Below are 24,140 nucleotides of genomic sequence, written 5' to 3'. Positions count from 1 at the left end.
TCCCCGTCGCCAAAGCCCCGCCCCGACGAACCAAGGGATGCCGGCCTGGCGCTGACTGGCCGGTCAGCCTTGGCGCTTTACCTGGCCGGCGCCGCTGGGTAACGTCGTCGCCACGCCATCCAAAGGACTCTGCCATGAGCGAGCTGATTACCTACCACGCCGAAGACGGCATCGCCACCCTGACCCTGAACAACGGCAAGGTCAACGCCATCTCGCCGGACCTCATCGTCGCCTTCAATGCCGCCCTCGACCGCGCCGTGGAAGAACGCGCCATTGTGATCATCACCGGCCAGCCGGGCATACTCTCCGGCGGCTACGACCTCAAGGTGATGACCGCTGGCCCCAAAGAAGCCGTCGGCCTGGTGACTGCTGGCTCCACCCTGGCCCGCCGCCTGCTGTCGCACCCTTTCCCGGTGATTGTCGCAAGCCCGGGCAATGCCGTGGCCAAAGGCGCCTTCCTGCTGCTGTCGGGCGATTACCGCATCGGTGTCGAAGGCCCCTACAAGATTTGCCTGAACGAAGTGCAGATCGGCATGACCATGCACCACGCCGGTATCGAACTGGCCCGCGACCGCCTCAGCCGCGCCGCCTTCCAGCGGGCGGTGAACAATGCCGAGATCTTCGACCCGCAGGGCGCGCGCGAAGCCGGCTTCCTCGACAAGGTGGTGCCAGCGGAACAACTGCATGAAACCGCCCTGGCAGTTGCCCGTGAACTGAAGAAGCTGAACATGCTGGCGCACAAGAACACCAAGCTGAAGGTGCGCAAGGCACTGCTGGAAGCGCTGGACGAGGCAATCCTGCAAGACCAGAACCACATGGGCTGATCGCCGAGCCTCCCCCTCTGTAGGAGCGGCTTCAGCCGCGATCACCCGCGCCGCGGGTGCCAGGCACCGCGATGACCGCATCGCGGCTGAAGCCGCTCCTACAAAGACCCGCCAGACACTCACCGAGTATTTGCCCCGGACAGTGCACACCCGTACACTGCGCCGCGACTGTCTGGTGTGAGTCGTTCCATGCTTTATATCTTGCGCATGCTCCTGCTGGCGCTGCATTTCCTGCTGGTTGGCGTGCTGGGCCTGCTGATCGGCCTGCTACGCCCCTTCAACCCGGATAACAGCCGCGTGTTCGCCCGCCTTTATAGCGTGCCGGCCGCCTGGTTCATGCGCATCCGGGTAAAGGCCGAAGTCGGCCCGTTGTGGGACCAGCCGCCCGGTTGCGTGATCATCGCCAACCATCAATCCAACTACGACCTGTTCATCCTGGGTCAGGTAGTGCCTCGGCGTACCGTCGCCATCGGCAAGAAGAGCCTGGGCTGGATCCCGCTGTTCGGCCAGTTGTTCTGGCTCGGTGGCAATGTACTGGTCGATCGCAAGAACGCCTACCAGGCGCGCAAAGCCCTGCAGGCGACCACGCGCACCTTGCGCGACGACACCTCGATCTGGATCTTCCCGGAAGGCACGCGCAACCCTGGTGAGCAATTGCTGGCGTTCAAGAAAGGCGCGTTCCACATGGCCATCGAAGCCGGCGTGCCGATCGTGCCGGTGTGCGTCAGCCGCTACACAAAGCGCCTGGGCCTGAACAGCTGGCGCCAACGCACGGTGATCATCCGCTCGTTGGCCCCCATCGCCACTGCTGGCCTCACCTCGCAGGACATCCCCGCACTGATCGAACAATGCCGCACCCAGATGCAGCACTGCATCGACCACATGGAACACGAACTCTCCGTGTAGGTACGCAATTCTTCACGCCCCACAGGTTGCCCCGGGCCGCCTTACAGCCCAAGCTGTCACGGTGTTCAACCGAATAAGCGGACAACCATGGGTCGAGTCGTCGCGTCGGCGGTGTACAGCGCCGGCAGGAAGGTCACCAACATCAGCCTCGACGAAGGCGCCGAGTGGGCCCGCAAGCCCGGGCACTTCGTCTGGATCGGCCTGGAAGAGCCCAACGCCGAGGAACTGGCCAACCTGCAACGCCAGTTCGGCCTGCACGAACTGGCCATCGAGGATGCCCTGGAAAAACACAGCCGGCCCAAGCTCGAGACCTTCGGCGACGCGCTGTTCATCGTCACCTACTCGCCGGTGCGCCACGAAGGGAAGCTCGAATTCATCGAAACCCACATCTTCGCCGGCAACGGTTACATCATTACCTGCCGCAACGGCCACTCGAAGTCCTACGCCCTGGTGCGCCAACGCTGCGAGGCGCGCCCGCTGCTGCTGGAACACGGCGAAGACTTCGTGCTCTACGCCCTGCTCGACTTTGTCACCGAAAACTACCAACCGGTCAGCGAGGCGATCCATGGCGAGATCGAGGAGCTGGAGCAGAGCGTGCTCAGCAACTCGTTGAAGGAAGAGGACGTCCAGCGTCTGCACAGCCTGCGCCGGGATATCCTGCGCCTGCGCCGCTACGTGGCGCCGATGGTGGAGGTCAGCGAGGAGCTGCAGCGCCTGAGCTTCCCGTTCATCGACAAGAACATGCGCCCGTATTTTCGCGACGTGCAGATCCACGTCACACGGCAGATGGAAGACCTGGCCGGCATCCGCGATATCGCCAGCCAGACCATCGAGATCGGCATGCTGCTGGAGTCGTCACGCCAGAGCATCACTCAACGCAAGTTCGCCGCCTGGGCGGCGATCCTGGCGTTCCCCACGGCGATTGCCGGGATCTACGGGATGAACTTCCAGAACATGCCGGAGCTGGGCTGGCATTACGGTTACTTTGCCGTGCTTGGGGTAATTGGGCTTGGGTGTTCAGGGTTGTACTACAGCTTCAAGCGATCTGGTTGGCTTTAGCCCATTCGCCAGCAGCGCTGGCGATGCCCGGCACAGCCAGGCCAGAACACACCGCCGGCCCGACCATCACACTGTGCTATCGCCCGCCTTGGCCGGCTGCTGAATGAAGCGCAGCATCCATTCACCCACGAGATCGCCCTGGTGCTCGCTCGCCAGGCTGGCCACGGCTTTCTGGTAAACCTCCTCGCCCAGGAAGTCCTGACGCGCATCGAGCAACGCGCGCGAATAGTCGTGGACGAACTCTGGATGCCCCTGGAAGCACAGCACCTGGTCACGGATGTGGTAGGCGGCGTTCGGGCAGAAGTCACTGGAGGCAATCACCGTGGCGCCCTCGGGCACTTCGGTGACCTGGTCCTGATGGCTGATCAGCAGCTTCAGCTCGGTCACTTCCGGGTCCATCCACGGCGCATGGGCCGCCAGGCTGTAGCGATGGATCCCCACTCCCCAGCCCTTGTCGGCGCGCTCGGCCTTGCCGCCGAGGGTCAGCGCCAGCAATTGGTGGCCAAAACACACGCCCAGCAGTTTCTCGCCACGCTCATACAACTTGAGCAGGTAGACCTTGAGCGTCTGGATCCACGGGTCGCTGCCGAACGAGTCAGCCTTGCTTCCGGTCACCAGGTAAGCGTCGAAGACTGCGTCATCCGCGGGGTAGTCGCCGTTCATCACGTTGTACACATCGAACTCGGCGGCGACCGGCTGACGCGAGAACAGCTGCTCGAACATCCTTCCGTAGCCCTGGTACTGCGCAACCAGCTCCGGTCGCAGGACATCGGTTTCAAGGATGCAGATGCGTAACGACATAGGAATAGTCCTGAACGACATGTGTGTGGGAATTGCTGTAAAGACTGACGCGAAAGGCTCGTACAAGCAAGTAGGATGTCCAGACGAACGGTAGGCCCTGTAACCCTTGGTAACCCTGCCCGCGCACTCGTCTAGCCCCAGCGTGGCAGCGGTGTGGCCAGTGGCCTTACAACCAGTTGAAATCATCGATGAACCAGTTAGAACAAAGGGTTCTGAAACAGGGATGACGCGGGCCCTACTGTTGGTTGTATACCCAGACACAAGAGGCAAGCAGGCATGGCGCTTCATCGCGCCACTGCGATCGACCCGACGCGCGACAGGGAAGCCAAGGGTTATTCAGGAATAACAACAAGAAGGCGGTCCGCCATGTTCAGACAATCGAAAGTACGCCAAGCAGGGCTCATTCTCTTCGCCACCACACTGCTGCTGATCTTGCCGAACCTCACCCGGCTGTTCGGTTGAACAGCGCTGTGGCCATTAATGGCAATGCGCAGGTAACCTGCCGACCTTGATGGTTGGAGATTGCCCATGCGCGCGTGCCTCACCCTGATCTGCCTGCTGCTTGCCCTGCCTTCATGGGCGGCGCAGCTGACCCTGGAACTGGGAAGCGCCAGCCGCCACTGGCAAAGCGAACAGTTGCTCGGCCACCCCCAGGCCCGGGATATCACCATCGAGCAGGACGTCACCTACAAGCGCACCCTGCATTACCGCGCCGTGCCGCTGGCCGCGCTGCTTGAAGGGGTAGAACCGGGTGATCACCTCCAGGCCATCGCGCTGGACGGATTCGCCGCCGAGATGCCGGCCGCCACATTGCTGCAACCAGGCCCGGCGCAGGCGTGGCTGGCCATCGAGGATCCTGCCCACCCCTGGCCTTCGATCGGCACGGGGAAACCGAGCGCGGGGCCTTTCTATCTGGTCTGGACCCAACCTCAGGCCAGCGGCATACGCCCGGAGCAGTGGCCGTTCCAGATCAGCACGATTCGCCGCCTGGCAGCGGTCGAGGCACGTTTTCCCGCCTTGCTGCCCGATCCGGCCCTGCCCCTGGACGACCCCGCGCGCCAGGGTTTTGCCTTGTTCCAGCAGAACTGCCTGGCCTGTCATCGCTTCAATGGCGCGGGCGACGCGCAACTGGGGCCAGACCTGAATCTGCCGCACAATCCCACCGAGTACTTCCAGCCGGCATTCCTGCGCCAGTACATTCGTGACCCCCAGAGCCTTCGGCGCTGGCCACAGGCGAAGATGCCGGGCTTCTCGACCCAGGTGCTCAGCGAGCAGGAGCTCGACGCGGTACTGGCTTATCTGAAGCATATGGCTGGGCGCAAGACCGCCAACTAGTGCGCGGCCCTGTTCGCCGGCAAAGCCGGCGGCTCCTACAGGTACGTATGCAAGCACGTCAGGCGATCGGCCGCTCCTGCTTGACACCCCAGCCTTCGACCTCGCCACCGAACGGCGAAATGGCACGTTCGAAGGATTGTTCGAAGGCGCCGATGCCTCCGTGAGTGGCATACATGACCTTGCTCAGTTCCAGATGCCAGGCGCCATCGTCACGCTCGCGAACCTGGGCATTGATGGACTCGCCGCGAAACGCTCCGGCCGCGCGTCGTGCGCCCGCCTCGTCTGGGAAAACGGCATAGAATTCGATGGGGTGGATGCGGGTGAAATCGAAACCGCCAGCTTTCATCTGGCGCAGGACACTGCTGCTGATGTCTTCGTTCTGGCTGCTCATGAAACGTCCTCCGGCAAAGCAATGGATAGACTTTCAGTGCACGACGCACCTGCCTGGCAACGGTGCCATGCCTGGCAATTAGAGCTGATGCAAGACGCGAATCGAACCGACACAGGCCCGCAGATTAGGCCGGTGCCTCACTCCAGCGTAGTGCCTGTGCAGGCACCACGCCAGAAGCCTGCTTTCAGGGGACTTCACGGATGGCGGTGATGACGACGCCGTTCTGCTCCTTGAGCCAACGCGCCGTGGGTGAATGGGTACGGCCCTGGAAGTCGTTGAGGTCCAGCTCGTCCATGACCGGGAACAGATGCGAACGTATCGCGCGCGCGGCGTCTTCCTCGCTGGGGCACTGCTCGGCATTGAGCAGCAGCGACGTCGGCTCGCCTTTCTGGTCGGCAAAGATGACTTCCCACTCTTTCATCGATTGGTCCTCGCTAAACGCGCAATGTTCAGTGATACCCGTAATAGCTGACCGCCATACAGGCTCGTCGTTCAGGGGTTCAGACCGGCAACGCAAAAAAAAGCCCGCCGATGACGGCGGGCTTCCCTGGAGCGTATCACTTACTTCGGCGTGCCGTGCACCACACCGGCGGTGTTGTCCAGCAGGCTCTTGGTCGCGGTCTGGATGTACGCCTCGAGACGCTTGAGCATCTGCGGCTGCTCAGGGCTTTCGATCAGCTCGGCCTTGAACTCGCGGCCCAACTGGTAACGGTACATGCGCGGGGACATGTCCTTGGACTCGATCAGGATACGGTCACCCTGCACCAGGCCGACGATCTGCTCGCTGCCCGACGGCTTGATCATGCCCACGCCCTCGTCGCCCTCAGGCAGGTTGAGCAGGTCGCGGCCCCAGCACTGGTGACGGGTCTGGCCACCCAGGCGGCCCATGATGGTCGGCACGATGTCGACCTGGGTACCGACAGTGTGGTTCACCGCGCCGAACTTCTCCTGGATGCCCGGGGCGATCAGCAGCAGCGGCACGTTGAAGCGGCCCAGGTCCAGCTCGGTGACCTGCTGGTGGTTGCCGAAACCATGGTCACCGACGATGACGAACAGGGTTTCCTTGAAGTAAGGCTCCTTGCGCGCCTTCTCGAAGAACTGGCCCAGAGCCCAGTCGGAGTAGCGCATGGCGGTCAGGTGCTCGTCCAGACGCCCCTGGCCGGTGACCTTCTCGACCGGCAGGTTGCTCGGCAGCGCATACGGCGTGTGGTTGGACAGCGTCTGCAGCAGGGCGTAGATCGGCTTCTTGCCGTCATGCTTGGCCAGTTCTTCGTTGCCGCGGTCGAACATGTCCTGGTCGGACACGCCCCAGGTCGGGTCGGAGAACACCGGGTTGACGAAGTCGTTGCGGCCGATGAAGGTGGTCATGCCCTGGTTGCCGAAGAACCCGGACTGGTTGTCCCAGGCGAAGTCGCCGTTGTAGACATACACATCGTCATAGTCGCGGGCGCTGAGCAGGGCCGGCAGGCCGGACAGCTTGTGGCCCCCCTCCGGGGTCTGCATCAGGTACTCGAAGCCCGGCAGGTTGGGGAAGCAGGCCATGGTGGCGAACATGCCCTGATGCGTGTGGGTGCCGTTGGAGAAGAAGCGGTCGAACAACAGACCCTCCTTGGCCAGCTTGTCGAAATACGGGGTGATGTTGTTCGGGCTGCCCAGGGCGCCCACCGAGTGGCCGGCGAAGCTCTCCATGAGGATCACCACGACGTTCTTGATCGGCAGCGTGCGGTCCTGCGGCGGCACGAAATCGCGGCGGATCGCGGCTTCGTCCGCGTCGACCAAGGTGTCGTGGGCGGTCAGCAACTGCTCGCGCACGCTCTGGGTGGCCTCATCCTGCTTGAGCACCGGCTTCCAGATATTGGCGCGGTCCTCGCCATAGCGGCTCTTGGCGGCGTCGATCAGCGTCAGCGTGCCGTTCAGGCCCAGCTGGTTGACGAAGTTCGAGTCCGTGGTGAAGGCATCGCCCCAACGCATCGGCGGGCCCTGGCGCAGGGTGCCGCGGGCGGCGATCACTGCCACCAGGAGGATCACCATGAACACGGCCAGGCGGCCGTACCACGGTGCGACCGAGCGACGGCCAGAGGCCTGGACGGAATCACCCGCGCCACGGGTCAGGCGGTCGATGCCCTTGAACAGCAAGCTCAGCAGCCAAGTACCGAACAGCCACGCCAGCAGGTAGCGGACCACCGGGAAGCCGTACCAGAGCATGCTCATGACGGTCTTGGGGTCTTCCTGGATGTACTGGAACACCAGGCCGTTGAGGCGCTGGTGGAACTCGCGGTAGAAGTCCATCTCCATCAGGCCGAGGAACATCACCACGCTCGCGGCGATGGTCAGCCAGAAGCGCAACAGCCCACGCCGGGCCATCAGCCAGGGGCTGAGCAAGGCCAGCAGCAGCGGGATGCTGATGTACACCACCACCCGCAGGTCGAAACGCAGGCCGTTGAAGAAGCCTTCGGCGACGGTCGAGTAAGGGGTGTCGCCGATCATGTCGCTGTTGTAGACCAGCAGCGCCAGGCGCACCAGGCTGAGCATCAGCATGATCACCAGGCCGCTGAGCAGCGTGTAGGCCAGGTGGGATTTCAGGGTTGGCGAGAACGAGCCTCGCACGCCCTGTTGCTTCAAGGCGTCCGTGTTAGCCATGAATGGAGAGGTCCTAGGATTGCGGTTTGCGGGAAGGCGACAATCGCCGACAGCCAGGCGGTCCGACCATTACCGTGGCCACGGACCAAGGCCGCATTGTGCGGCGCGAATTCTCAAAAATCGAGTGTGAAAATTTTGTCGAAGCACCGGCCATGGCCGTCAGCGCATCTATATCCGAATGTTGCCCCGCGGCCCGGCGATCGCCCAGATGATCAGCCCTACCACTGGCAGCAACACGATCAACAGGATCCACAGCACCTTGATCCCCACTTCGGCGCTGCTCTTGATGACATTGAGAATCGCCCAGATGTCCAGGGCCAGGATGATCAGGCCAACCAGGCCATTGAAGGTCGAACCCATGGCGCCGCCCCCACTAGATGACAGTGTTGCAGAGCATAGCTGGCTATGGCGCCGATAGAAGGGAATCCTTGGCCGACCACGCCGGTCACTGGATAGACTGCCATCATCCACCGTCCCGAGGTCCACATGCCCCCAGCCAATACCCAACTCTCGATGATCGGCGCCTGGCGGCAACAGGCGAGCGACACCCCCTGGCTCAGCGCCGGCCTGCTGCTGAGCCTGCTCGCCATACTCGCCTTGCTGACGGCGAGCGTCTGGAATGCCATCAACGGCGACCACGCCGACAACCTTCACCTGGCATTGCTCGGAGGCCTGTCTGGCTTCGGCGCCACCGCCCTCGGCGCGGTACTGGCGGTGGTCCTGCGCGATGTCAGCGCACGCAGCCAGGATGTGATGCTGGGTTTCGCCGCCGGGATGATGCTCGCGGCCAGCTCGTTCTCGCTGATTCTGCCTGGCCTGGATGCCGCCCGGGAAATCACCGGCAACGGCCCGGCCGCGGCCTTTACCGTAGTGCTGGGGATGGGGCTGGGCGTGCTGCTGATGCTCGGGCTCGACCGTTTCACCCCGCACGAGCATGAAAGCACCGGGCCCTGCGGGCCGGAAGCCGAACGGATCAGCCGGGTCTGGCTGTTCGTGCTGGCCATCACCCTGCACAACCTGCCTGAAGGCATGGCCATCGGCGTGAGCTTCGCCAACGGCGACCTGAACATCGGCCTGCCGTTGACCAGCGCCATCGCCATCCAGGACATCCCCGAAGGGCTGGCCGTGGCCCTGGCCTTGCGCGCCACGGGGCTGTCGAACTTCAAGGCGGCGCTGGTGGCAATCGGTTCCGGGTTGATGGAGCCCTTGGGGGCGGTCATCGGCCTGGGGATTTCCACCGGCTTCGCCCTGGCCTACCCGATCAGCATGGGGCTGGCGGCGGGGGCGATGATCTTCGTGGTGTCCCACGAAGTGATCCCGGAAACCCACCGCAACGGCCACCAGACGGCGGCGACCCTGGGCTTGATGGGCGGGTTCGCGGTGATGATGTTCCTTGATACCGCGTTAGGGTAGGACGGCCCTGGCACGACCTCTGCAGGAGCGGCTTCAGCCGCGATCACCCGCGAGGCGGGTGCCAGGCACAGGCACCGCGATGCCCGCATCGCGGCTGAAGCCACTCCTACACGTGCACTGCAACACGCAGCGCTTCCAGCGCCGGCTCCACCTTGATCCCCACCGCCGCGCCCAGCTCCAGCACCCGCGCCAGGTCGTTCTGCCCCACCATCACCATCTGCAACTCGTCATCGAGCAACTGGCTGAAGTTCAACAGCACATAGCCGCCGGCTTCCTTGTTCAGCGCGCCCATCTGCACCTGGATGCGATTGAGCGCGGTCAGCGGCTCGGTGCGCGCCAACTGTTTGGGCTTGAGGGTGAACGGCACGCTCTTGTCGAACGAGTCGCTGATCTGCTGGAACAGGTCCTGGTAAGTGTCGGCCTGGAACACCACGGTATCGGGCAGGCTGCCGAGCACCACCCATTCGCCCAGCGGAATCGGGAAGGTGTCGTCGTAGTTGATGTCCGGGTTGGCGGCGAGGAAGGCGGCGGGGTCGGCATAGGCCTGGGCGGCCTCGTCGGCGATGCGCTCGATGACGTCATCGGGCATGCAGCCGGCGCCGATGAGGCTGATGAATTCGAGCAACTGGTCTTTCATTGGGGGCCCTGCGGATTGGCGTAAAGGCGCCAAGGATAGCCGCAAATGCCCCCGGGGGGTTAGCCAAGCAGCGCCTCGAGACGCGCTGCGGTATCCATCGCGCCCATGCTCCGCGCCGCAATCAGCGCCGTGATGCCTGCGGCATCGCGGTGCGCCGGATCGGCACCCTGGGCCAGCAGGTGATCGAGGATCTCCAGGCGATTGAACATGGCCGCCAGCATCAGCGCGGTTCGGCCGTCAGCGGCGGCGGCATCCACCGGCACGCCCTGCGCCAGCAGCAGGCGGATCATCGCCAGGTCGCCCTTGAACGCTGCGCCGGCAATGGGCAACTGACCGTTGCGATTGGCGATCAGCGGGTCGGCGCCATGGGCCAGCAACACCCGAACCGCCTCTTCATGACCGTGATAACTGGCCAGCATCAGCAAGGTATCCCCCTTGTGATTGCGCAAGTTGGCCGGAAGGCCACTGGCGAGCAGGCGCTCAAGCATGGGCGCATCACCGCGACGGGCGCACTCGAAGACTTCTTCGGCGAAGGCGGCGGTCGCTTCGGCGGACTGTTGGTCGGACATCGGGAACCTCCTGGCAATTTCGTGGGGCCAAGTGTTGGCCAGGCACCCTCCAGGGTCAAAACGTCAGATTCTATGGGGCAGAGAGAACAAACCTATTACCGTGCAAATTGCACTGTGCAAAATGCACGACCTTGCAAAATGCAAATAGCTCGATGTCAATAATACACATAACTTATTGTTTTATAAGGATTTTATAAAAACCGAAAGACTGGCACGCTCACTGCAAATCCCAACTCACGTCTGCCAGTACAACAGTCAGGAGTTGCCATGGACCTCATTCAGGAAAAATTCACGTCGGTGTTCTCTGCCTACCAGGTCGCCACCCAGTCACGGCCAGACGGCGGCATCTTGCTGACCTTGCGCGCCGCCGACGGCGTGGTGACCCGCCGCGTGCTGTCGTACGCACAATTGCACAGCGCCGAACAGCTGTCCTGGGCCATCAGCGCCATCCGCCGCGACCTGGCCGAACAGGCCTGCGACCTGCCGGTAATCTCGAGGCTGCAAAGCCAGCAGCGCTTCGCCCTGCCGACCTATCGCTGATCGCTCAGCGCTCGTCGAGCCCCGGGAACTGCCGGGCACCGGCATCACCGGTGAACCGCGGCTGCATGCCCTGCGTGCTGTCGAACAGGCGCAACGCCAGGCAGAACGGGGCATCGCCCAGGTCCAACCAGCGCCGTGCCCTTGCTGGAATCACCAGTACATCGTCCTTCTCGCACAACACAGCATGGACGAAGTCGCCCAGGCGCAACGTAACCTGGGCCCGCCCGCTGATCACCGCGAACACTTCCTCGGCATCATGCACATGCTCATCGCGCAGGTCGTCCAGGGCCGGATCGACACCTTCGCGGCTGAGCACGGCGAATGCGGCACTGCCGTGGGCCGTCATCAATTGATCGAGGGGCTCGCGGCAGGCATCCAGGACCTCACCTTCGCTGCTGCCGGGGCGCAGTCGCGCGCCCGATTGCCAGCGACCGAAACGCACGCCCTGTTCGGCCAGGGTCGCGGCGATATCGTCGTGGTGGGTCAGCACCTTGTTCGGCAGTTCCGGGCTGGACGGGTCGAAAACACTGAGGATGCTCATCAGGGGTCGTTCCTGCTTTCTTTCATACGGAGGGCAATGATAACGGCTGCGGCCAGTGCCGCGACGCTGGCCATACCAAAGGTGAAGTGCGGGCCCAGCAGTTTCCAGCTGTAGCCTGAATACAGGGCGCCCAACGCACCACCGGTGCCGGACAGCGCAGCGTACAGCGCCTGCCCCTGGCCCTGCTGACGCGCACCGAAACTGGCCTGGACGAATGCGATGCTGGCGGCGTGGAAACAACCGAACGTGGCGGCATGCAGGACCTGGGCGAACACCAGCACCGCCGGGATCTCGGCCAGGTTGCCCAGCAACAGCCAGCGCACGGCGGCCAGCAGGAAGCTCGCCAGCAGTACCCGGCGTACCGAAACCCGCGCGAAGATCCGGCTCATCACCATGAACACCAGCACTTCGGCCACCACCCCCAGCGCCCACAGCAGGCCGATGGCGCCACGGCTGTAGCCCAGGTGCTCCAGGTGCAGGGTGAGGAAGGTGTAGTAAGGACCGTGGCTGAGCTGCATCAGCGCCACGCAAATATAGAAGGCAACCACGCCGGGGGCCGCCAGTTGCCTGAGGAAGCCCCCTGCCCTACCCCGGTCGGCCTGCTCCACCGGCTGGGCATTGGGCACCCACAGGCTGGCGACCACGATGCCCGCCATGATGGTCACCAGCGCCACCGGATAGATGTCCAGGCTCAGCCATTCGAACAGGCGGCCCAGCCCGACCACGGTGAGGATGAAGCCGATCGAGCCCCACAGGCGCACCTGACTGTAGCGTGAAGTCTGGCCATGCAGGTGGGCCAGGGTGATGACTTCGAACTGTGGCAGCACCGCGTGCCAGAAGAATGCGTGCAGCGCCATGACCAGCGCCAGCCAGGCGTAGCTCTTGGCGAAGAAGATCAGCGAGAAGGTCGCCAGCGTGGAAAGCGCACCAAGGCGCACGATCAGCAGGCGCTGGCCCGTGCGATCACCCAGCCAGCCCCAGAGATTGGGGGCCAGGCAGCGCATCAGCATGGGGATGGCCACCAGCTCGCCGATGCGTGCCGGCGAGAAGCCCAAGTGGTCGAAATAGAGGGCCAGGAACGGCGCGGTGGCACCGAGCAGGGCGAAGTAGCAGAGGTAGAAGCTGGACAGGCGCCAGTAGGGGATGGGGGGCATCAGAGCGTCCGGTCTACAGGTTCCGACCCAATCGCGGGGCAAGCCCGCTCCCACGATGTGAGCCTCGTGGGAGCGGGCTTGCCCCGCGATTGGGCCGAAAAGCTCAGAGCTGGCCCAGGACCGGGGTGTTCACCTTGACTTGGGCATTCTGTGCACGATGACGCAACAGGTGATCCATCAGCACGATAGCCATCATCGCCTCGGCGATTGGTGTGGCGCGGATGCCGACGCAAGGGTCGTGACGGCCCTTGGTGATCACCTCGACCGGATTGCCGTCGATGTCGATCGAGCGGCCGGGCGTGGTGATGCTCGAAGTAGGCTTGAGCGCCAGATGGGCGACGATCGGCTGGCCCGAGGAGATGCCGCCGAGAATGCCGCCGGCGTTGTTGCTGAGAAAGCCTTCGGGGGTCAGTTCGTCACGGTGCTCGGTACCACGCTGGGCGACACTGGCGAAACCGGCGCCGATCTCCACGCCCTTGACCGCGTTGATGCTCATCAGCGCGTGGGCCAGCTCGGCGTCGAGGCGGTCGAAGATCGGCTCGCCCAGGCCCGGCATCACGCCTTCGGCGACCACGGTGATCTTCGCGCCCACCGAATCCTGGTCACGGCGCAGCTGGTCCATGTACGCCTCCAGCTCCGGCACCTTGTCCGGGTCGGGGCTGAAGAAGGCGTTCTGCTCCACCGAGTCCCAGGTCTTGAACGGGATCTCGATCGGGCCGAGCTGGCTCATGTAGCCGCGCACACGAATGCCCTGGGTGGCGAGAAACTTCTTGGCGATAGCGCCGGCAGCCACACGCATGGCAGTCTCGCGCGCCGAGCTGCGGCCACCGCCACGGTAGTCGCGCAGGCCGTACTTGTGGTGGTAGGTGTAGTCGGCATGGGCCGGGCGGAACAGGTCCTTGATCGCCGAGTAGTCCTTGGATTTCTGGTCGGTGTTGCGGATCAGCAGGCCGATCGAGCAACCGGTGGTGCGGCCCTCGAACACCCCGGAGAGGATCTCCACCTCGTCCGGTTCCTGGCGTTGAGTCGTGTGCCGGCTGGTACCGGGCTTGCGCCGGTCGAGGTCGTGCTGCAGGTCGGCGAGCGAGATCTCGAGGCCCGGCGGGCACCCATCGACAATGGCGACCAACGCCGGCCCATGGCTTTCGCCAGCGGTGGTGACAGTGAACAGCTTGCCGTAGGTATTGCCGGACATGGACGCTCCGCGAGATCAGCCTGAAGTGAACGAAAGCGGCCAGTATACGGAAAACACCAGGGTAATGGTGGCCCGTGCTGACCTCAATGCAGAAGCCGGCTTTGCCGGTGAATGGGCAGCGAACCTTCCGCAAACCCCAAGGTCGAAACCAGACCTCCCCAGATAGTGCCCGTTGATGAAGTCGCGCCTCGCCGCCCTCCTCCTGCTGCTTTGCACTGGTCTAGCCCAGGCCGCCCCCACCGTGCTGCAACGCCCTATCGACCTGGACACCGGCCAGGGGGTGCTGCACGGCAGCCTGCTGCTGCCGCAGCAGGACACCCCGCCCCCGGTGGTGCTGATCATCGCCGGCTCCGGCCCCACCGACCGCGACGGCAACAATCCGGCCTCCGGGCGCATTGACAACCTCAAGCGCCTGGCCCTGCTGCTGGCCGGCGAGCACATCGCCAGCGTGCGCTACGACAAGCGCGGCGTGGCCGCCAGCCAACCGGCCACACCCGACGAACGCGACCTCAGCGTCGAACGCTACGTGGCCGACGTCGTCGCCTGGGGCCAGGCATTGCGCCATGACCCTCGCTTTGGCCCGTTGATCCTGATCGGCCATAGCGAAGGCGCACTGATCGCCAGCCTGGCCGCCGAGCAGGCCGGCGCCAGCGCGGTGATCACCCTGGCCGGCAGTGGCCGCCCAGTGGCGCAGGTGTTGCGCGAGCAACTGGCCCAACGCCTGCCCCCTGCGCAATTGAACGCCGCCATGGCGCTGATCGACAGGTTGCAGGCGGGGCAGACCAGCCTGGACGTGCCGGCACCCCTGCGCCAGGTGTTCCGCCCCAGCGTGCAGCCGTACCTGATCTCGCTGCTGCGCCAGGACCCGGCGGCAGCCTTCGCCCACCTCCAGGTGCCCGCGCTGATCGTCCAGGGGCGCAATGACGTGCAGGTCGAAGTGGCCGACGCCGAACGCCTCAAGGCCGCCAAGCCCGACGCCGAGCTGGCGCTGATCGACGGCATGAACCACGTGCTGCGCATCAGCCCCCGGGACATCCGCCAGCAACGCGACAGCTACCTCAACCCGGAACTGCCCCTGGCGCGCGAGCTGGGTGAACGGATCGTCGCCTTCATCCACCAGTTGCCACCGACCTGAGGGTTCGATCACCGACAATACTCAGGTCTTGGCCCGAGCTGCCGATAATGCAGCTATGAAGGTCGTGATCGCGGCGCCGAGGCCCGCTGAACACCTGGCCGCCGTGCACTTGAGGATTGTCCCGATGACCGATGCCCCCGCCGCCGAGGCGACAGAAGAACAAGCCCCGGAGAGCGCCCCCCAGCCCTGGGCGGACCTTGCCGCCGAACACTTCCAGCTGCTGCGCCTGGCGCCGCTGCCGACCGACCGCAACAGCGGCGCGCGGCCTCTGCGCTTCGTCCAGTTCGGCTATGCCGAGCGTCACGACAAAGCCCATAGCCTGTTGCGCATGGAAATCCGCCTGCCCGGGCAGAAAGTGCGCAAGGAACAGAACCAGCTGGACATCCGCGTCGACCACGAACAGCGCCTGGTGCGCATCGGCAGCGACAGTGGCCTGCAACTCGAACCGCTGAACCGCGGCCTGGGCCGCTACCTGCTGGCCCAGGCGGTGCAGTGGTTGCAGCAACGTTGCTCGCACTACCGGGTCGAAGGCATGAACCTGCCGAACAAGGATGCGCTCAACGAGGATACTCGCCTGCGCCGCGACCACGTGCTGGCCAGCGTCGGCCTGGCCGTGGAATACGCCGATGGCCAGTTGCTCAAGGGGCGCGTGGTGGAAACTGCGGTGGGCCAGCTCAAGGGCGGCTGGAACACCGAGAAGGTCCAGCGCGTCGACATCATCGAGGCAGCCGGCATGCTGCAGCAGGCCGAGCAGAACCTGATGGAGAAGGAAGCCCAGTTGCGTGAACGTGACGAGCGCGTGGCCAAGTACCGTCGTGAGGACAGCGGCCTGCGGTTCACCATCACCTGCCTGGTGGCCTTCGCGGTCTTCCAGGCAGGGCTGCTGATCTGGATCGCCACCCGCTGATCCTTCGCCGGCAAGCCGGCCCCTACAGAAAATACTGCGTAGGAGCCGGCTTGCCGGCGAGAGGGCTGCAAGGCAGCCCCCTTCAATACACGCGAATTACACGCGCGAAGCAAACAAGGCCTGGTGCTGCCGGCACTGCTCGGCGGTCAGCATGAACACCCCATGGCCACCGCGTTCGAACTCCAGCCAGGCGAAGTCCACTTCCGGGTACAACGCCTCTACATGCACCTGGCTGTTGCCTACCTCGACGATCAGCAAGCCCTTCTCGGTCAGGTGATCGGCCGCTTCGGCCAGCATCCGCCGCACCAGGTCCAGGCCATCGTCGCCACAGGCCAGGCCCAGTTCGGGCTCATGGTGGTACTCGGCCGGCATGTCGTCGAAATCCTCGGCGTCGACATACGGCGGGTTGGACAGGATCAGGTCGAAACGCTGCCCCGGCAAGCCGCCAAAACCATCGCCCTGCACGGTATAGACACGTTGTTCCAGGCCATGGCGCTCGATGTTCTGGTTGGCCACTTCCAACGCATCGAAGGACAGGTCGGCCAGCACCACCTCGGCGTCCTGGAACACATCGGCGGCGACGATGCCGATGCAACCGGAACCGGTGCACAGGTCGAGGATGCGCGCCGGCTCCGCCGCCAGCCACGGCTCGAAACGCTTTTCGATCAACTCGCCAATGGGGGAGCGAGGCACCAGCACGCGTTCGTCGACGATGAACGACATGCCGCAGAACCACGCCTCGCCCAGCAGGTAGGCGGTGGGCACGCGCTCTTCGATGCGGCGCTTGAGCAGGTGCTGCAGGCGTACCCGCTCATCGTCCTCCAGTTGGCAGTCCAGGTAGCTGTCGGCCACCTCCCACGGCAGGTGCACCGAACCGAGCACCAGCAGGCGGGCCTCGTCCCAGGCATTGTCGGCGCCGTGGCCGAAGAACAGCTCGTGCTCATGGAAGCGGCTGACCGCCCAGCGGATATGGTCGCGCAGGGTGCGCAGGCGGGATGTGATCACGGGGTACTCCTTTTCAGACAGGACAAAAGTCTAACAGCCCACACCACACATTTGTTTTCTCCGATGGCCGAATGGATAGCCCCAGGCCAGTAACCATGCCGCCTGCAATGTCAACCATTCACATTGACGCCAAGGCGAGGGAGAATAGGTATACAAAAGCCCTATCCAAGGAGCCCTTGATGTCCTCCGTTCCAACCACGATGTTCCGCCTCACTGGCCGCGACTACCCGCCGGCCAAGCTGGGCCAAGCCAGCCTGATCGTCATCGATGCGCAAAAGGAGTACCTGAGCGGTCCGCTGGCGCTGTCGGGCATGGACGAGGCCGTGGCGAACATCGCCAGGTTGCTCGACGCCGCCCGCAAGGCCAACCGCCCGATCATCCACGTCCGCCACCTCGGTACCGTCGGCGGTCGCTTCGACCCGCAGGGCCCGGGGGGTGAGTTCATCCCCGGCCTGGAGCCACTGGAGGGCGAAGTCGTCATCGAAAAACGCATGCCCAATGCGTTCAAGAACACCAAGCTGCACGAGACGCTGCAGGCGTTCGGCCCGCTTGACCTGATCGTCTGCGGCTTCATGAGCCACTCGAGCGTCAGCACCACCGTGCGCCGTGCCAAGGACTATGGTTATCGCTGCACCCTGGTGGAAGATGCCTCGGCGACCCGTGACCTTGCTCTGAAGGATACGGTGATTCCCGCCGCACAGATCCACCAGTGCGAAATGGCCGTGATGGCCGACAACTTCGCCTGCGTCGCCCCCACCGCCAGCCTGGTCTGACCGAGACCGTCCGGCGGACGGGCGGAACCCAAGGACAGCCCGCAGGTCGAAATCCGGATCAGCGTTACAAGATCCAGAGGACTTCGAATGAAGCTCAAAGGCCGTTTCGATGCCAAGCGCCTGCGCCAGCGCGAACCGAGCAACTGGGGCGCCCGCCTGGGCGCCGCCTTCTCGGTGCTGCTCGCGACGCTGGGCATCCTCCTCGCCATGGCCGGCGTCGCCGGCCTGCTGGGCAACTACCCCGCCCTCGCCGAACTCAACGCCAACCAGCCGCTGGCGGCGACGCTCGCGGTGGTCGGCATCGTGCTGCTGTACTTCGGTGTACGCGGCTGGCGACGCAGCCGCATTCGCCTACGCCGCGGGCACGGGTTGAATCTTGCGCCTCACCTGATGAAGAAACACGACTGACCTGTCGAGCATCAGGGCCCTCTGTAGGAGCGGCTTTAGCCGCGATGCAGACACCGCAGTATCTTTCACCCGCTTTGCGGGTGATCGCGGCTAAAGCCGCTCCTACAGAGGCATGCCAACTCAATAGGTTGTGCTTGAACCCAAAGCTTCACTCCGACGCCCAGTCGCGTAAACTACGCCGCCCACGTGGAGGCACCATGCAAGACGACGATTTTTCCCTCTTCCGCAGCGAAGTGCGCGGGGTCAAGCCGATCCAGCACGATCGCGCCGAGGTCGGCAAACCCAAGGCCGACCGCAAGCAACTGGCCGGGCTGCGCCAGGCGGCGACCATTCGTAGCGACCAGCCACTGGTCGTCGACGGCCTTTCCGACCAGTTCGTCATCGACGTTGGTGCCGAAGACGAACTGATGTGGCGCCGCGACGGCGTGCAGGAGAGCCAGATCCGCAAGCTCAAGCTCGGCCAGATCGCCTTCGAGGGCAGCCTCGACCTGCACGGCATGAGCGTCGAGAAAGCGCGCGAAACCCTGTGGGACTTCATCGCCGAAGCCACCAAGCTCGAAGTGCGCTGCGTGCGCGTGACCCACGGCAAGGCCGCGCGCATCGATGGCAAGCGCCCGATGATCAAGAGCCACGTCAACACCTGGCTGCGCCAACACCCGCAGGTGCTCGGCTTCGCCTCCTGCCAGGCCCGCCACGGCGGCACCGGCGCGCTGTACGTCATGCTCAAGCGAACCATGCTCGAAGGCCGCGACGAATGACATCGCGCTTGCAGCGCCGTGCTTGGCGCCGTACCCTTCGTCTTTGCGAAATTTTCCACAGGTAGATCCATGTCCCTGGAACAGAACTACACCGAGATCCTCAGCCAGCTGGGCGAGGACGTCTCCCGCGAAGGCCTGCTCGACACGCCGAAACGGGCTGCGAAGGCCATGAAATACCTTTGCCGCGGTTATGAGCAGACCCTGGAAGAAGTGACCAACGGTGCGCTGTTCAGCTCCGACAACAGCGAAATGGTGCTGGTCCGCGACATCGAGCTGTACTCGATGTGCGAACACCACATGCTGCCGTTCATCGGCAAGGCCCATGTCGCCTACCTGCCCCAGGGCAAGGTGCTCGGCCTGTCGAAGGTTGCGCGGATCGTCGACATGTTCGCCCGTCGCCTGCAGATCCAGGAGAACCTCAGCCGCCAGATCGCCGAAGCCGTCCAGCAGGTGACCGGCGCCGCGGGCGTGGCCGTGGTCATCGAAGCCAAGCATATGTGCATGATGATGCGCGGCGTCGAAAAGCAGAACTCGACCATGCTCACCTCGGTGATGCTCGGCGAGTTCCGCGAGAACGCCTCCACCCGCAGCGAGTTCCTCAGCCTGATCAAGTGATCGGCCTGTGATCCGGAGCCGACCCACTGGGGTCGGCTTTTTCATTTCAGGAGTTGCCCATGATCGTCAAAGCCCTGCGGGTCGGCCTCGGCCAGCTCATCGTGTTCGCTGACTGGATCAGCCGCCCGGCCAAGAAAAAGCGCGATGCCGCGGCCCAGGCCGGTGTCGAGCAGGAGGCCAAAGGCCTCGCGCTGTACCAGTTCCATGCCTGCCCGTTCTGCGTCAAGACCCGCCGCACCCTGCACCGGCTCAATGTGCCGGTGACGCTGCGTGATGCGAAGAACGACCCGCAGCACCGTCAGGCGCTGCTCGAAGGCGGTGGCCGGGTGAAGGTGCCGTGCCTGCGCATCGAGGAAGGCGACAAGGTCACCTGGATGTACGAATCCAAGGATATCATCGCTTACCTGGACAAACGCTTCGCGGCAGTCTGATAGAAATTTTCAGCCCCTTTCGCGGGTAAACCCGCTCCCACAGATACGCCACCGGATCTGAAAACGGTGGCGCACCTGTGGGAGCGGGTTTACCCGCGAAGAGGCCGGTACAACTTCAATCAGCCAGCGGCACATGCCGCGGATGGCTGGCCACCCGCTCCAGCCAGGCTCTCACCGCCGGATAATCGGCCAGGTCGAACCCGCCTTGATGTGCCACATGGGTGTAGGCATACAACGCTACATCGGCAATCGAATACTGGTCCCCGACCAGGTATGGGGTCATCTGCAACTGCCGCTCCATCACCTTGAGCGCTTTGTACCCGCCCTTGTGCAGCTTGCGATACTCCTCGATGCGTTCGTCCGGCAGCCCCAGGTAGAACTGGATGAAACGCGCCACGGCAATATACGGCTCATGGCTGTACTGCTCGAAGAACTGCCACTGCAGCACTTGGGTACGCAGGCGCGGTTCGCTGGGCAGGAACTCGCTGCCGTCGGCCAGGAAGTTGAGAATCGCGTTGGACTCCCACAAGCAGGTGCCATCCTCCAGTTGCAGCACCGGCACCTTGCCGTTGGGGTTCATGGCCAGGAACTCGGGGGTCTCGGTTTCGCCCTTGAGAATATCCACCGAATGCCACTCATACGGGCGGTCAAGCAGGCTGAGCATCAGCTTGACCTTGTAGCAGTTGCCCGACTGGTAATCCCCATACACCTTGTACATCGCCCCTCCCCTTTCACGCAGTTGCCTATCCGAGGCCAATAGTTGGCGACTGTACGGTTAAATGCAATGGCTGCTGTATGGCAAGAAACGCCTCATGACGCGGTAGCCTGCAAAAAATGCTGACACCTGTACAAGGAATTACCCCATGACCGATGCCACCTCCGCGCGCCTGCGGCCGCTGGCGGACAGCTCCCCGTCGGCGGTGGTCGCCGGCTTCATCGCCATGCTCACCGGCTATACCAGCTCCCTGGTGCTGATGTTCCAGGCCGGCCAGGCGGCGGGGCTCACCAGTGCGCAGATCTCATCGTGGATCTGGGCACTGTCGATCGGCATGGCGGCGTGCAGCATCGGCCTGTCGCTGCGTTATCGCACCCCCATCACGGTGGCCTGGTCGACACCTGGCGCGGCGCTGCTGATCACCAGCCTGGGCGGTGTCAGCTACAGCGAGGCCATCGGCGCCTACATCACCTGCGCCGTGCTGGTGCTGATCTGTGGGCTGACCGGCAGCTTCGAGCGCCTGGTCAGGCGCATCCCCGCTTCGCTGGCCTCGGCATTGCTGGCCGGCATCCTGTTCAAGATCGGCAGCGAGATCTTCGTCGCCGCGCAGCACCGCACCCTGCTGGTGCTGGGCATGTTCTTCAGCTACCTGCTGGTCAAACGCCTGTCGCCACGCTATTGCGTGCTCGCCGCGCTGCTGGTCGGCACGGCGCTGTCCGGTGCCCTGGGGCTGCTGGACTTCAGCGGTTTCCAACTGGAAATCGCCACGCCGGTGTGGACCACCCCAAGCTTCTCGCTGGCGGCGACCATCAGCATCGGTATCCCGCTGTTCGTCGTGGCCATGACCTCGCAGAACATGCCAGGGATCGCCGTGCTGCGCGCCGACGGTTACCAGGTGCCCGCATCGCCCCTGATCTCGGCCACCGGATTCGCCTCGTTGCTGCTGGCACCGTTCGGCTCCCACGGCATCAATCTGGCGGCGATCAGCGCGGCGATCTGCACCGGCCCGCATGCCCATGAAGACCCGGCCAAGCGCTATACCGCGGCGGTCTGGTGCGGGATCTTCTATGGCGTGGCCGGCACCTTCGGCGCCACCCTGGCGGCGCTGTTCGGCGCGCTGCCCAAGGAGCTGGTGCTGTCGATCGCCGCGCTGGCTCTGTTCGGCTCGATCATGAACGGCCTGAGCGTGGCCATGGGCGAGGCCCGTGAACGCGAGGCGGCGCTGATCACGTTCATGGTGACGGCGTCGGGCTTCACCCTGTTCTCGATCGGGTCGGCGTTCTGGGGGATCGTCGCGGGGGTGTTGACCCTGCTGATCCTGAGCCCACGCAAAGGTTGAAACTGTCGTTCACCGGCAACCCGGCGCCTACCGGACACCTGTAGGAGCCGGCCTGCCGGCGAAGCGGGCTTTGCGGGCGTCACACGCGAAAATGCCCCACCATCCCCTTCAAGTCATCCCCCAGCCGGGCAAGCTCAACACTTGACCGGGCGTTGTCCTCCATGGCCAAGGCCGCCTGATCGGCACTGCCGCGAATCTGAGTGACACTGCGGCTGATCTCTTCGGCCACCGAGCTTTGCTGCTCGGCCGCCGCGGCAATCTGCTGGTTCATCTGCTGGATCAACGACACCGCCGCGGCAATGCTGCCCAGGGCACTCTCGGTCTGCAGCGCATCGGCCACCGCCAGGCGCACCAGCTCGGTGCTGCCGCGAATCTGCGCCACCGACTGCTGGGCGTTGCCGCGCAGGCTGGCCACCAGGCGCTCGATCTCCTCGGTGGATTGCTGGGTGCGTCGGGCCAAGGCCCGCACCTCGTCGGCCACCACGGCAAAGCCACGACCCTGCTCTCCCGCCCTGGCTGCTTCGATGGCGGCATTGAGCGCCAGCAGGTTGGTCTGCTCGGCGACACTCTTGATCACCTCCAGCACACCACCGATGGTGTGGATCTCGGCACTGAGGCTGTCGATGCCATTGCTGGCCGTTTCAGCCGCCGCCGCCAACTGCTCGATGCGCTGCATGCTCTGGCGCACCACCTGCTGCCCCGAGCCAACCTTGTCGTCGGCGGCCTGCGCGGCTTGCGCCGCCTGCTCGGCATTGCGTGCCACATCGTGCACCGTGGCGGTCATCTGCTGCATGGCGGTGGCCACCTGCTCGGTTTCGTCCTTCTGGCTGCCGACCTCACGATTGGTCTGCTCGGTGACCGCCGACAATGCCTGCGCGCTGCCGGCCAGTTGCTCGATCCCCTGCTGCAAGCCACTGACCACGCCGGACAAGCCTTCGGCCATCTGCTGCATCGCCTGCAACAGTTGCCCTACTTCATCCTTGCGCGGCAACTCGGCCTCGAAACCCAGTTCACCTGCGGCAATGCGCCGGGCCCGGGCGATCACTCGCCTGAGTGGCGCGACCACGGCACGGGTAATCAGCCAGGCCGCCAGCACCCCCACCAGTAACGCCAGGGCCGTGGCGAGCGCGATGGCCACGAGGTTGCGCGCCAACTCGCCCTGCATTGCCTGCTCCTGGGCCGCGTATGCCTGGTCGACCTGCGCCGTGGCCTGCTCGGCCCTGCCTTGCAACTGGGCCTTGATGCCCTGCTCCTGGCTCAACAGGTCGGTGTACTCGTTGAGCTTCTCGGAAAAACTGGCGATATGCCCGGCCACTTCGCCGAGCACACTCTGGTAACCCGCGTCGCTGACCGTCCCCTTGAGCTGCTCGACCAGGCTTGCTGCCTCGACCGTCTGGGCGATTCGCCCCTGGCCAGCCTCGACGCCTTTGCGGCTCTGGTCCAGGCGCACCCGGGCTTCGTCCATGGCCTGCAGCATCAACCGTGAGACCTGCCCCACCTGGCCCGCCTGCTCGAGAAATTCAGCCCCCTGCTGCCCCTGGGACTGCTTGAGGGTGTAGCTGCCGTCATCGGCCAGGCCCGCCTGAAGCACATCGAGGTTGTTGGCCACGCTGGAGACCGACCAACTGGCCATGTCCAGCGCCAGTTCCTTGGCCTGCACCGCCTGGACGAACTGGTCGAACGCCTGGCCGTAGGCGGACAGGTCTGCTTGCGCGGACGCCAGTGCAGGCACGGCCTGGGCTCGTTCCAGCAGGTTTTTCAACCCACCGCGCAAGGCCTCGGCCTCCTTGATGTCCGAACGCAGGGCAAAAGCTTGCTCATGCTGGCGCAGCCTCGACAGCTCGGCGTTGAACTGCGCCATCTGCCTAAGCCCGTCGAAGCGCTGGCCGATACTGCTCAGCGCGTACACGCCGATCACAGCCACCACCAGCGTCAGCAGCAGAACCAACGCGAAACCCAGGCCAAGCTTGCGGGCCATGCCCAGGTTGGCCAGTACACCGTGCCGGGTCGCCACCATCACCGTTCCCCCCTCGCGTTGCCGGACTGTTC

General features: G+C 64.3%; 28 protein-coding genes and 1 pseudogene. 15 read left to right on the top strand and 14 right to left on the bottom strand.

Features of this window, described 5'->3' with window-relative positions:
- Positions 1 to 134 precede the first annotated feature (134 nt).
- The 3 genes from JYG34_RS07360 to JYG34_RS07350 all read left to right on the top strand — a co-directional run bounded on the left by JYG34_RS07360 (position 135) and on the right by JYG34_RS07350 (position 2,789).
- Positions 135 to 824: a crotonase/enoyl-CoA hydratase family protein gene (locus JYG34_RS07360; RefSeq protein ID WP_213660104.1), complete on the top strand. Its 690-nt coding sequence runs from the start codon at positions 135 to 137 to the stop codon at positions 822 to 824.
- A gap of 189 nt (positions 825 to 1,013) precedes the next feature.
- Positions 1,014 to 1,730, top strand: coding sequence for a lysophospholipid acyltransferase family protein (locus tag JYG34_RS07355; RefSeq protein WP_213660103.1), 717 nt, complete (start codon positions 1,014 to 1,016; stop codon positions 1,728 to 1,730).
- An 87-nt stretch (positions 1,731 to 1,817) separates the two neighbouring features.
- Positions 1,818 to 2,789 carry a magnesium and cobalt transport protein CorA gene (locus JYG34_RS07350; RefSeq protein ID WP_213660102.1) on the top strand — a complete coding sequence of 324 codons (972 nt, stop codon included), beginning with the start codon at positions 1,818 to 1,820 and terminating at the stop codon, positions 2,787 to 2,789.
- Between the two features lie 66 nt (positions 2,790 to 2,855).
- Here JYG34_RS07350 and JYG34_RS07345 read toward each other — a convergent pair whose 3' ends face one another.
- On the bottom strand, positions 2,856 to 3,590 hold the full coding sequence (locus JYG34_RS07345; protein ID WP_213660101.1) for an amidotransferase: 735 nt from the start codon (positions 3,588 to 3,590) through the stop codon (positions 2,856 to 2,858).
- A gap of 276 nt (positions 3,591 to 3,866) precedes the next feature.
- Between JYG34_RS07345 and JYG34_RS07340 the strand changes: the two genes are divergently transcribed.
- Both JYG34_RS07340 and JYG34_RS07335 read left to right on the top strand, forming a co-directional pair.
- A complete protein-coding gene (locus JYG34_RS07340; RefSeq protein ID WP_213661260.1) occupies positions 3,867 to 4,052 on the top strand; it encodes a hypothetical protein in 186 nt (61 codons plus the stop codon).
- A gap of 66 nt (positions 4,053 to 4,118) precedes the next feature.
- Positions 4,119 to 4,925, top strand: a complete 807-nt coding sequence (locus JYG34_RS07335; protein WP_213660100.1) for a c-type cytochrome — start codon at positions 4,119 to 4,121, stop codon at positions 4,923 to 4,925.
- Positions 4,926 to 4,983: 58 nt separating this feature from the next.
- Here the strand turns inward: JYG34_RS07335 and JYG34_RS07330 are convergent, their stop codons facing one another.
- The 4 genes from JYG34_RS07330 to JYG34_RS07315 form a co-directional block, all read right to left on the bottom strand.
- On the bottom strand, positions 4,984 to 5,316 hold the full coding sequence (locus JYG34_RS07330; protein WP_213660099.1) for a ribonuclease E inhibitor RraB: 333 nt from the start codon (positions 5,314 to 5,316) through the stop codon (positions 4,984 to 4,986).
- A gap of 184 nt (positions 5,317 to 5,500) precedes the next feature.
- Complete coding sequence (locus JYG34_RS07325) at positions 5,501 to 5,737, bottom strand: hypothetical protein (protein ID WP_213660098.1); 237 nt, start codon at positions 5,735 to 5,737, stop codon at positions 5,501 to 5,503.
- Between the two features lie 140 nt (positions 5,738 to 5,877).
- Positions 5,878 to 7,956, bottom strand: a complete 2,079-nt coding sequence (locus JYG34_RS07320; protein ID WP_213660097.1) for an LTA synthase family protein — start codon at positions 7,954 to 7,956, stop codon at positions 5,878 to 5,880.
- Between the two features lie 168 nt (positions 7,957 to 8,124).
- Positions 8,125 to 8,316, bottom strand: coding sequence for a PLDc N-terminal domain-containing protein (locus JYG34_RS07315; protein WP_011532816.1), 192 nt, complete (start codon positions 8,314 to 8,316; stop codon positions 8,125 to 8,127).
- Positions 8,317 to 8,442: 126 nt separating this feature from the next.
- Between JYG34_RS07315 and JYG34_RS07310 the strand changes: the two genes are divergently transcribed.
- On the top strand, positions 8,443 to 9,369 hold the full coding sequence (locus JYG34_RS07310; protein WP_213660096.1) for a ZIP family metal transporter: 927 nt from the start codon (positions 8,443 to 8,445) through the stop codon (positions 9,367 to 9,369).
- A 106-nt stretch (positions 9,370 to 9,475) separates the two neighbouring features.
- Here JYG34_RS07310 and JYG34_RS07305 read toward each other — a convergent pair whose 3' ends face one another.
- Positions 9,476 to 10,006, bottom strand: coding sequence for a hypothetical protein (locus tag JYG34_RS07305; RefSeq protein WP_213660095.1), 531 nt, complete (start codon positions 10,004 to 10,006; stop codon positions 9,476 to 9,478).
- A gap of 59 nt (positions 10,007 to 10,065) precedes the next feature.
- Positions 10,066 to 10,575: an ankyrin repeat domain-containing protein gene (locus JYG34_RS07300; protein WP_213660094.1), complete on the bottom strand. Its 510-nt coding sequence runs from the start codon at positions 10,573 to 10,575 to the stop codon at positions 10,066 to 10,068.
- 267 nt (positions 10,576 to 10,842) lie between these two features.
- On the opposite strand from JYG34_RS07300, the gene JYG34_RS07295 reads away from it, so the two are divergent.
- Complete coding sequence (locus JYG34_RS07295) at positions 10,843 to 11,115, top strand: DUF3509 domain-containing protein (RefSeq protein WP_213660093.1); 273 nt, start codon at positions 10,843 to 10,845, stop codon at positions 11,113 to 11,115.
- Between the two features lie 4 nt (positions 11,116 to 11,119).
- On the opposite strand, the gene JYG34_RS07290 is transcribed toward JYG34_RS07295, so the two are convergent.
- From JYG34_RS07290 to aroC, 3 genes are all read right to left on the bottom strand, one after another.
- Positions 11,120 to 11,656: an oxidase gene (locus JYG34_RS07290; RefSeq protein ID WP_213660092.1), complete on the bottom strand. Its 537-nt coding sequence runs from the start codon at positions 11,654 to 11,656 to the stop codon at positions 11,120 to 11,122.
- On the bottom strand, positions 11,656 to 12,810 hold the full coding sequence (locus tag JYG34_RS07285; protein WP_213660091.1) for an MFS transporter: 1,155 nt from the start codon (positions 12,808 to 12,810) through the stop codon (positions 11,656 to 11,658). Before JYG34_RS07285 ends, JYG34_RS07290 begins: the two co-directional genes overlap by 1 nt.
- Positions 12,811 to 12,913: 103 nt before the next feature.
- The gene (aroC, locus tag JYG34_RS07280; RefSeq protein ID WP_213660090.1) at positions 12,914 to 14,005 is read right to left on the bottom strand and encodes a chorismate synthase; all 1,092 of its coding nucleotides are present in this window, start codon (positions 14,003 to 14,005) and stop codon (positions 12,914 to 12,916) included.
- A gap of 175 nt (positions 14,006 to 14,180) precedes the next feature.
- On the opposite strand from aroC, the gene JYG34_RS07275 reads away from it, so the two are divergent.
- Positions 14,181 to 15,140 (top strand): alpha/beta hydrolase, encoded by a 960-nt coding sequence (locus JYG34_RS07275; RefSeq protein WP_213660089.1) that lies wholly within the window; start codon positions 14,181 to 14,183, stop codon positions 15,138 to 15,140.
- Between the two features lie 124 nt (positions 15,141 to 15,264).
- A complete protein-coding gene (locus JYG34_RS07270; RefSeq protein ID WP_213660088.1) occupies positions 15,265 to 16,047 on the top strand; it encodes a hypothetical protein in 783 nt (260 codons plus the stop codon).
- Between the two features lie 96 nt (positions 16,048 to 16,143).
- Here JYG34_RS07270 and prmB read toward each other — a convergent pair whose 3' ends face one another.
- A complete protein-coding gene (gene prmB, locus JYG34_RS07265) occupies positions 16,144 to 17,052 on the bottom strand; it encodes a 50S ribosomal protein L3 N(5)-glutamine methyltransferase (protein WP_213660087.1) in 909 nt (302 codons plus the stop codon).
- Positions 17,053 to 17,231: 179 nt separating this feature from the next.
- On the opposite strand from prmB, the gene JYG34_RS07260 reads away from it, so the two are divergent.
- The 5 genes from JYG34_RS07260 (at position 17,232) to JYG34_RS07240 (ending at position 20,037) form a co-directional block, all read left to right on the top strand.
- Complete coding sequence (locus JYG34_RS07260) at positions 17,232 to 17,825, top strand: cysteine hydrolase family protein (protein ID WP_213660086.1); 594 nt, start codon at positions 17,232 to 17,234, stop codon at positions 17,823 to 17,825.
- A gap of 87 nt (positions 17,826 to 17,912) precedes the next feature.
- Entirely contained in the window at positions 17,913 to 18,233 is a 321-nt protein-coding gene (locus JYG34_RS07255; RefSeq protein ID WP_213660085.1) for a hypothetical protein, read from the top strand.
- A gap of 197 nt (positions 18,234 to 18,430) precedes the next feature.
- The gene (locus tag JYG34_RS07250) at positions 18,431 to 18,991 is read left to right on the top strand and encodes a Smr/MutS family protein (RefSeq protein WP_011532803.1); all 561 of its coding nucleotides are present in this window, start codon (positions 18,431 to 18,433) and stop codon (positions 18,989 to 18,991) included.
- Positions 18,992 to 19,060: 69 nt separating this feature from the next.
- Positions 19,061 to 19,606 (top strand): GTP cyclohydrolase I FolE, encoded by a 546-nt coding sequence (folE, locus tag JYG34_RS07245; RefSeq protein WP_011532802.1) that lies wholly within the window; start codon positions 19,061 to 19,063, stop codon positions 19,604 to 19,606.
- Between the two features lie 59 nt (positions 19,607 to 19,665).
- A complete protein-coding gene (locus JYG34_RS07240; RefSeq protein WP_213660084.1) occupies positions 19,666 to 20,037 on the top strand; it encodes a glutaredoxin family protein in 372 nt (123 codons plus the stop codon).
- 115 nt (positions 20,038 to 20,152) lie between these two features.
- Here JYG34_RS07240 and JYG34_RS07235 read toward each other — a convergent pair whose 3' ends face one another.
- Positions 20,153 to 20,755, bottom strand: a complete 603-nt coding sequence (locus JYG34_RS07235; protein WP_213660083.1) for a glutathione S-transferase family protein — start codon at positions 20,753 to 20,755, stop codon at positions 20,153 to 20,155.
- A 145-nt stretch (positions 20,756 to 20,900) separates the two neighbouring features.
- On the opposite strand from JYG34_RS07235, the gene JYG34_RS07230 reads away from it, so the two are divergent.
- Positions 20,901 to 22,091 carry a benzoate/H(+) symporter BenE family transporter gene (locus JYG34_RS07230; RefSeq protein ID WP_213660082.1) on the top strand — a complete coding sequence of 397 codons (1,191 nt, stop codon included), beginning with the start codon at positions 20,901 to 20,903 and terminating at the stop codon, positions 22,089 to 22,091.
- Between the two features lie 79 nt (positions 22,092 to 22,170).
- Here the strand turns inward: JYG34_RS07230 and JYG34_RS26600 are convergent, their stop codons facing one another.
- Together JYG34_RS26600 and JYG34_RS26595 are read right to left on the bottom strand one after the other, a co-directional pair.
- On the bottom strand, positions 22,171 to 22,875 hold the full coding sequence (locus JYG34_RS26600; RefSeq protein ID WP_434011687.1) for a methyl-accepting chemotaxis protein: 705 nt from the start codon (positions 22,873 to 22,875) through the stop codon (positions 22,171 to 22,173).
- 201 nt (positions 22,876 to 23,076) lie between these two features.
- Positions 23,077 to 23,256, bottom strand: a pseudogene (locus JYG34_RS26595) (hypothetical protein); the annotation flags it as partial.
- Between the last annotated feature and the right edge of the window lie 884 nt (positions 23,257 to 24,140).

The sequence above is a fragment of the Pseudomonas entomophila genome (assembly GCF_018417595.1).
Taxonomy (GTDB): domain Bacteria; phylum Pseudomonadota; class Gammaproteobacteria; order Pseudomonadales; family Pseudomonadaceae; genus Aquipseudomonas; species Aquipseudomonas entomophila_C.
This window is presented reverse-complemented; position numbering and strand designations above follow the sequence as displayed.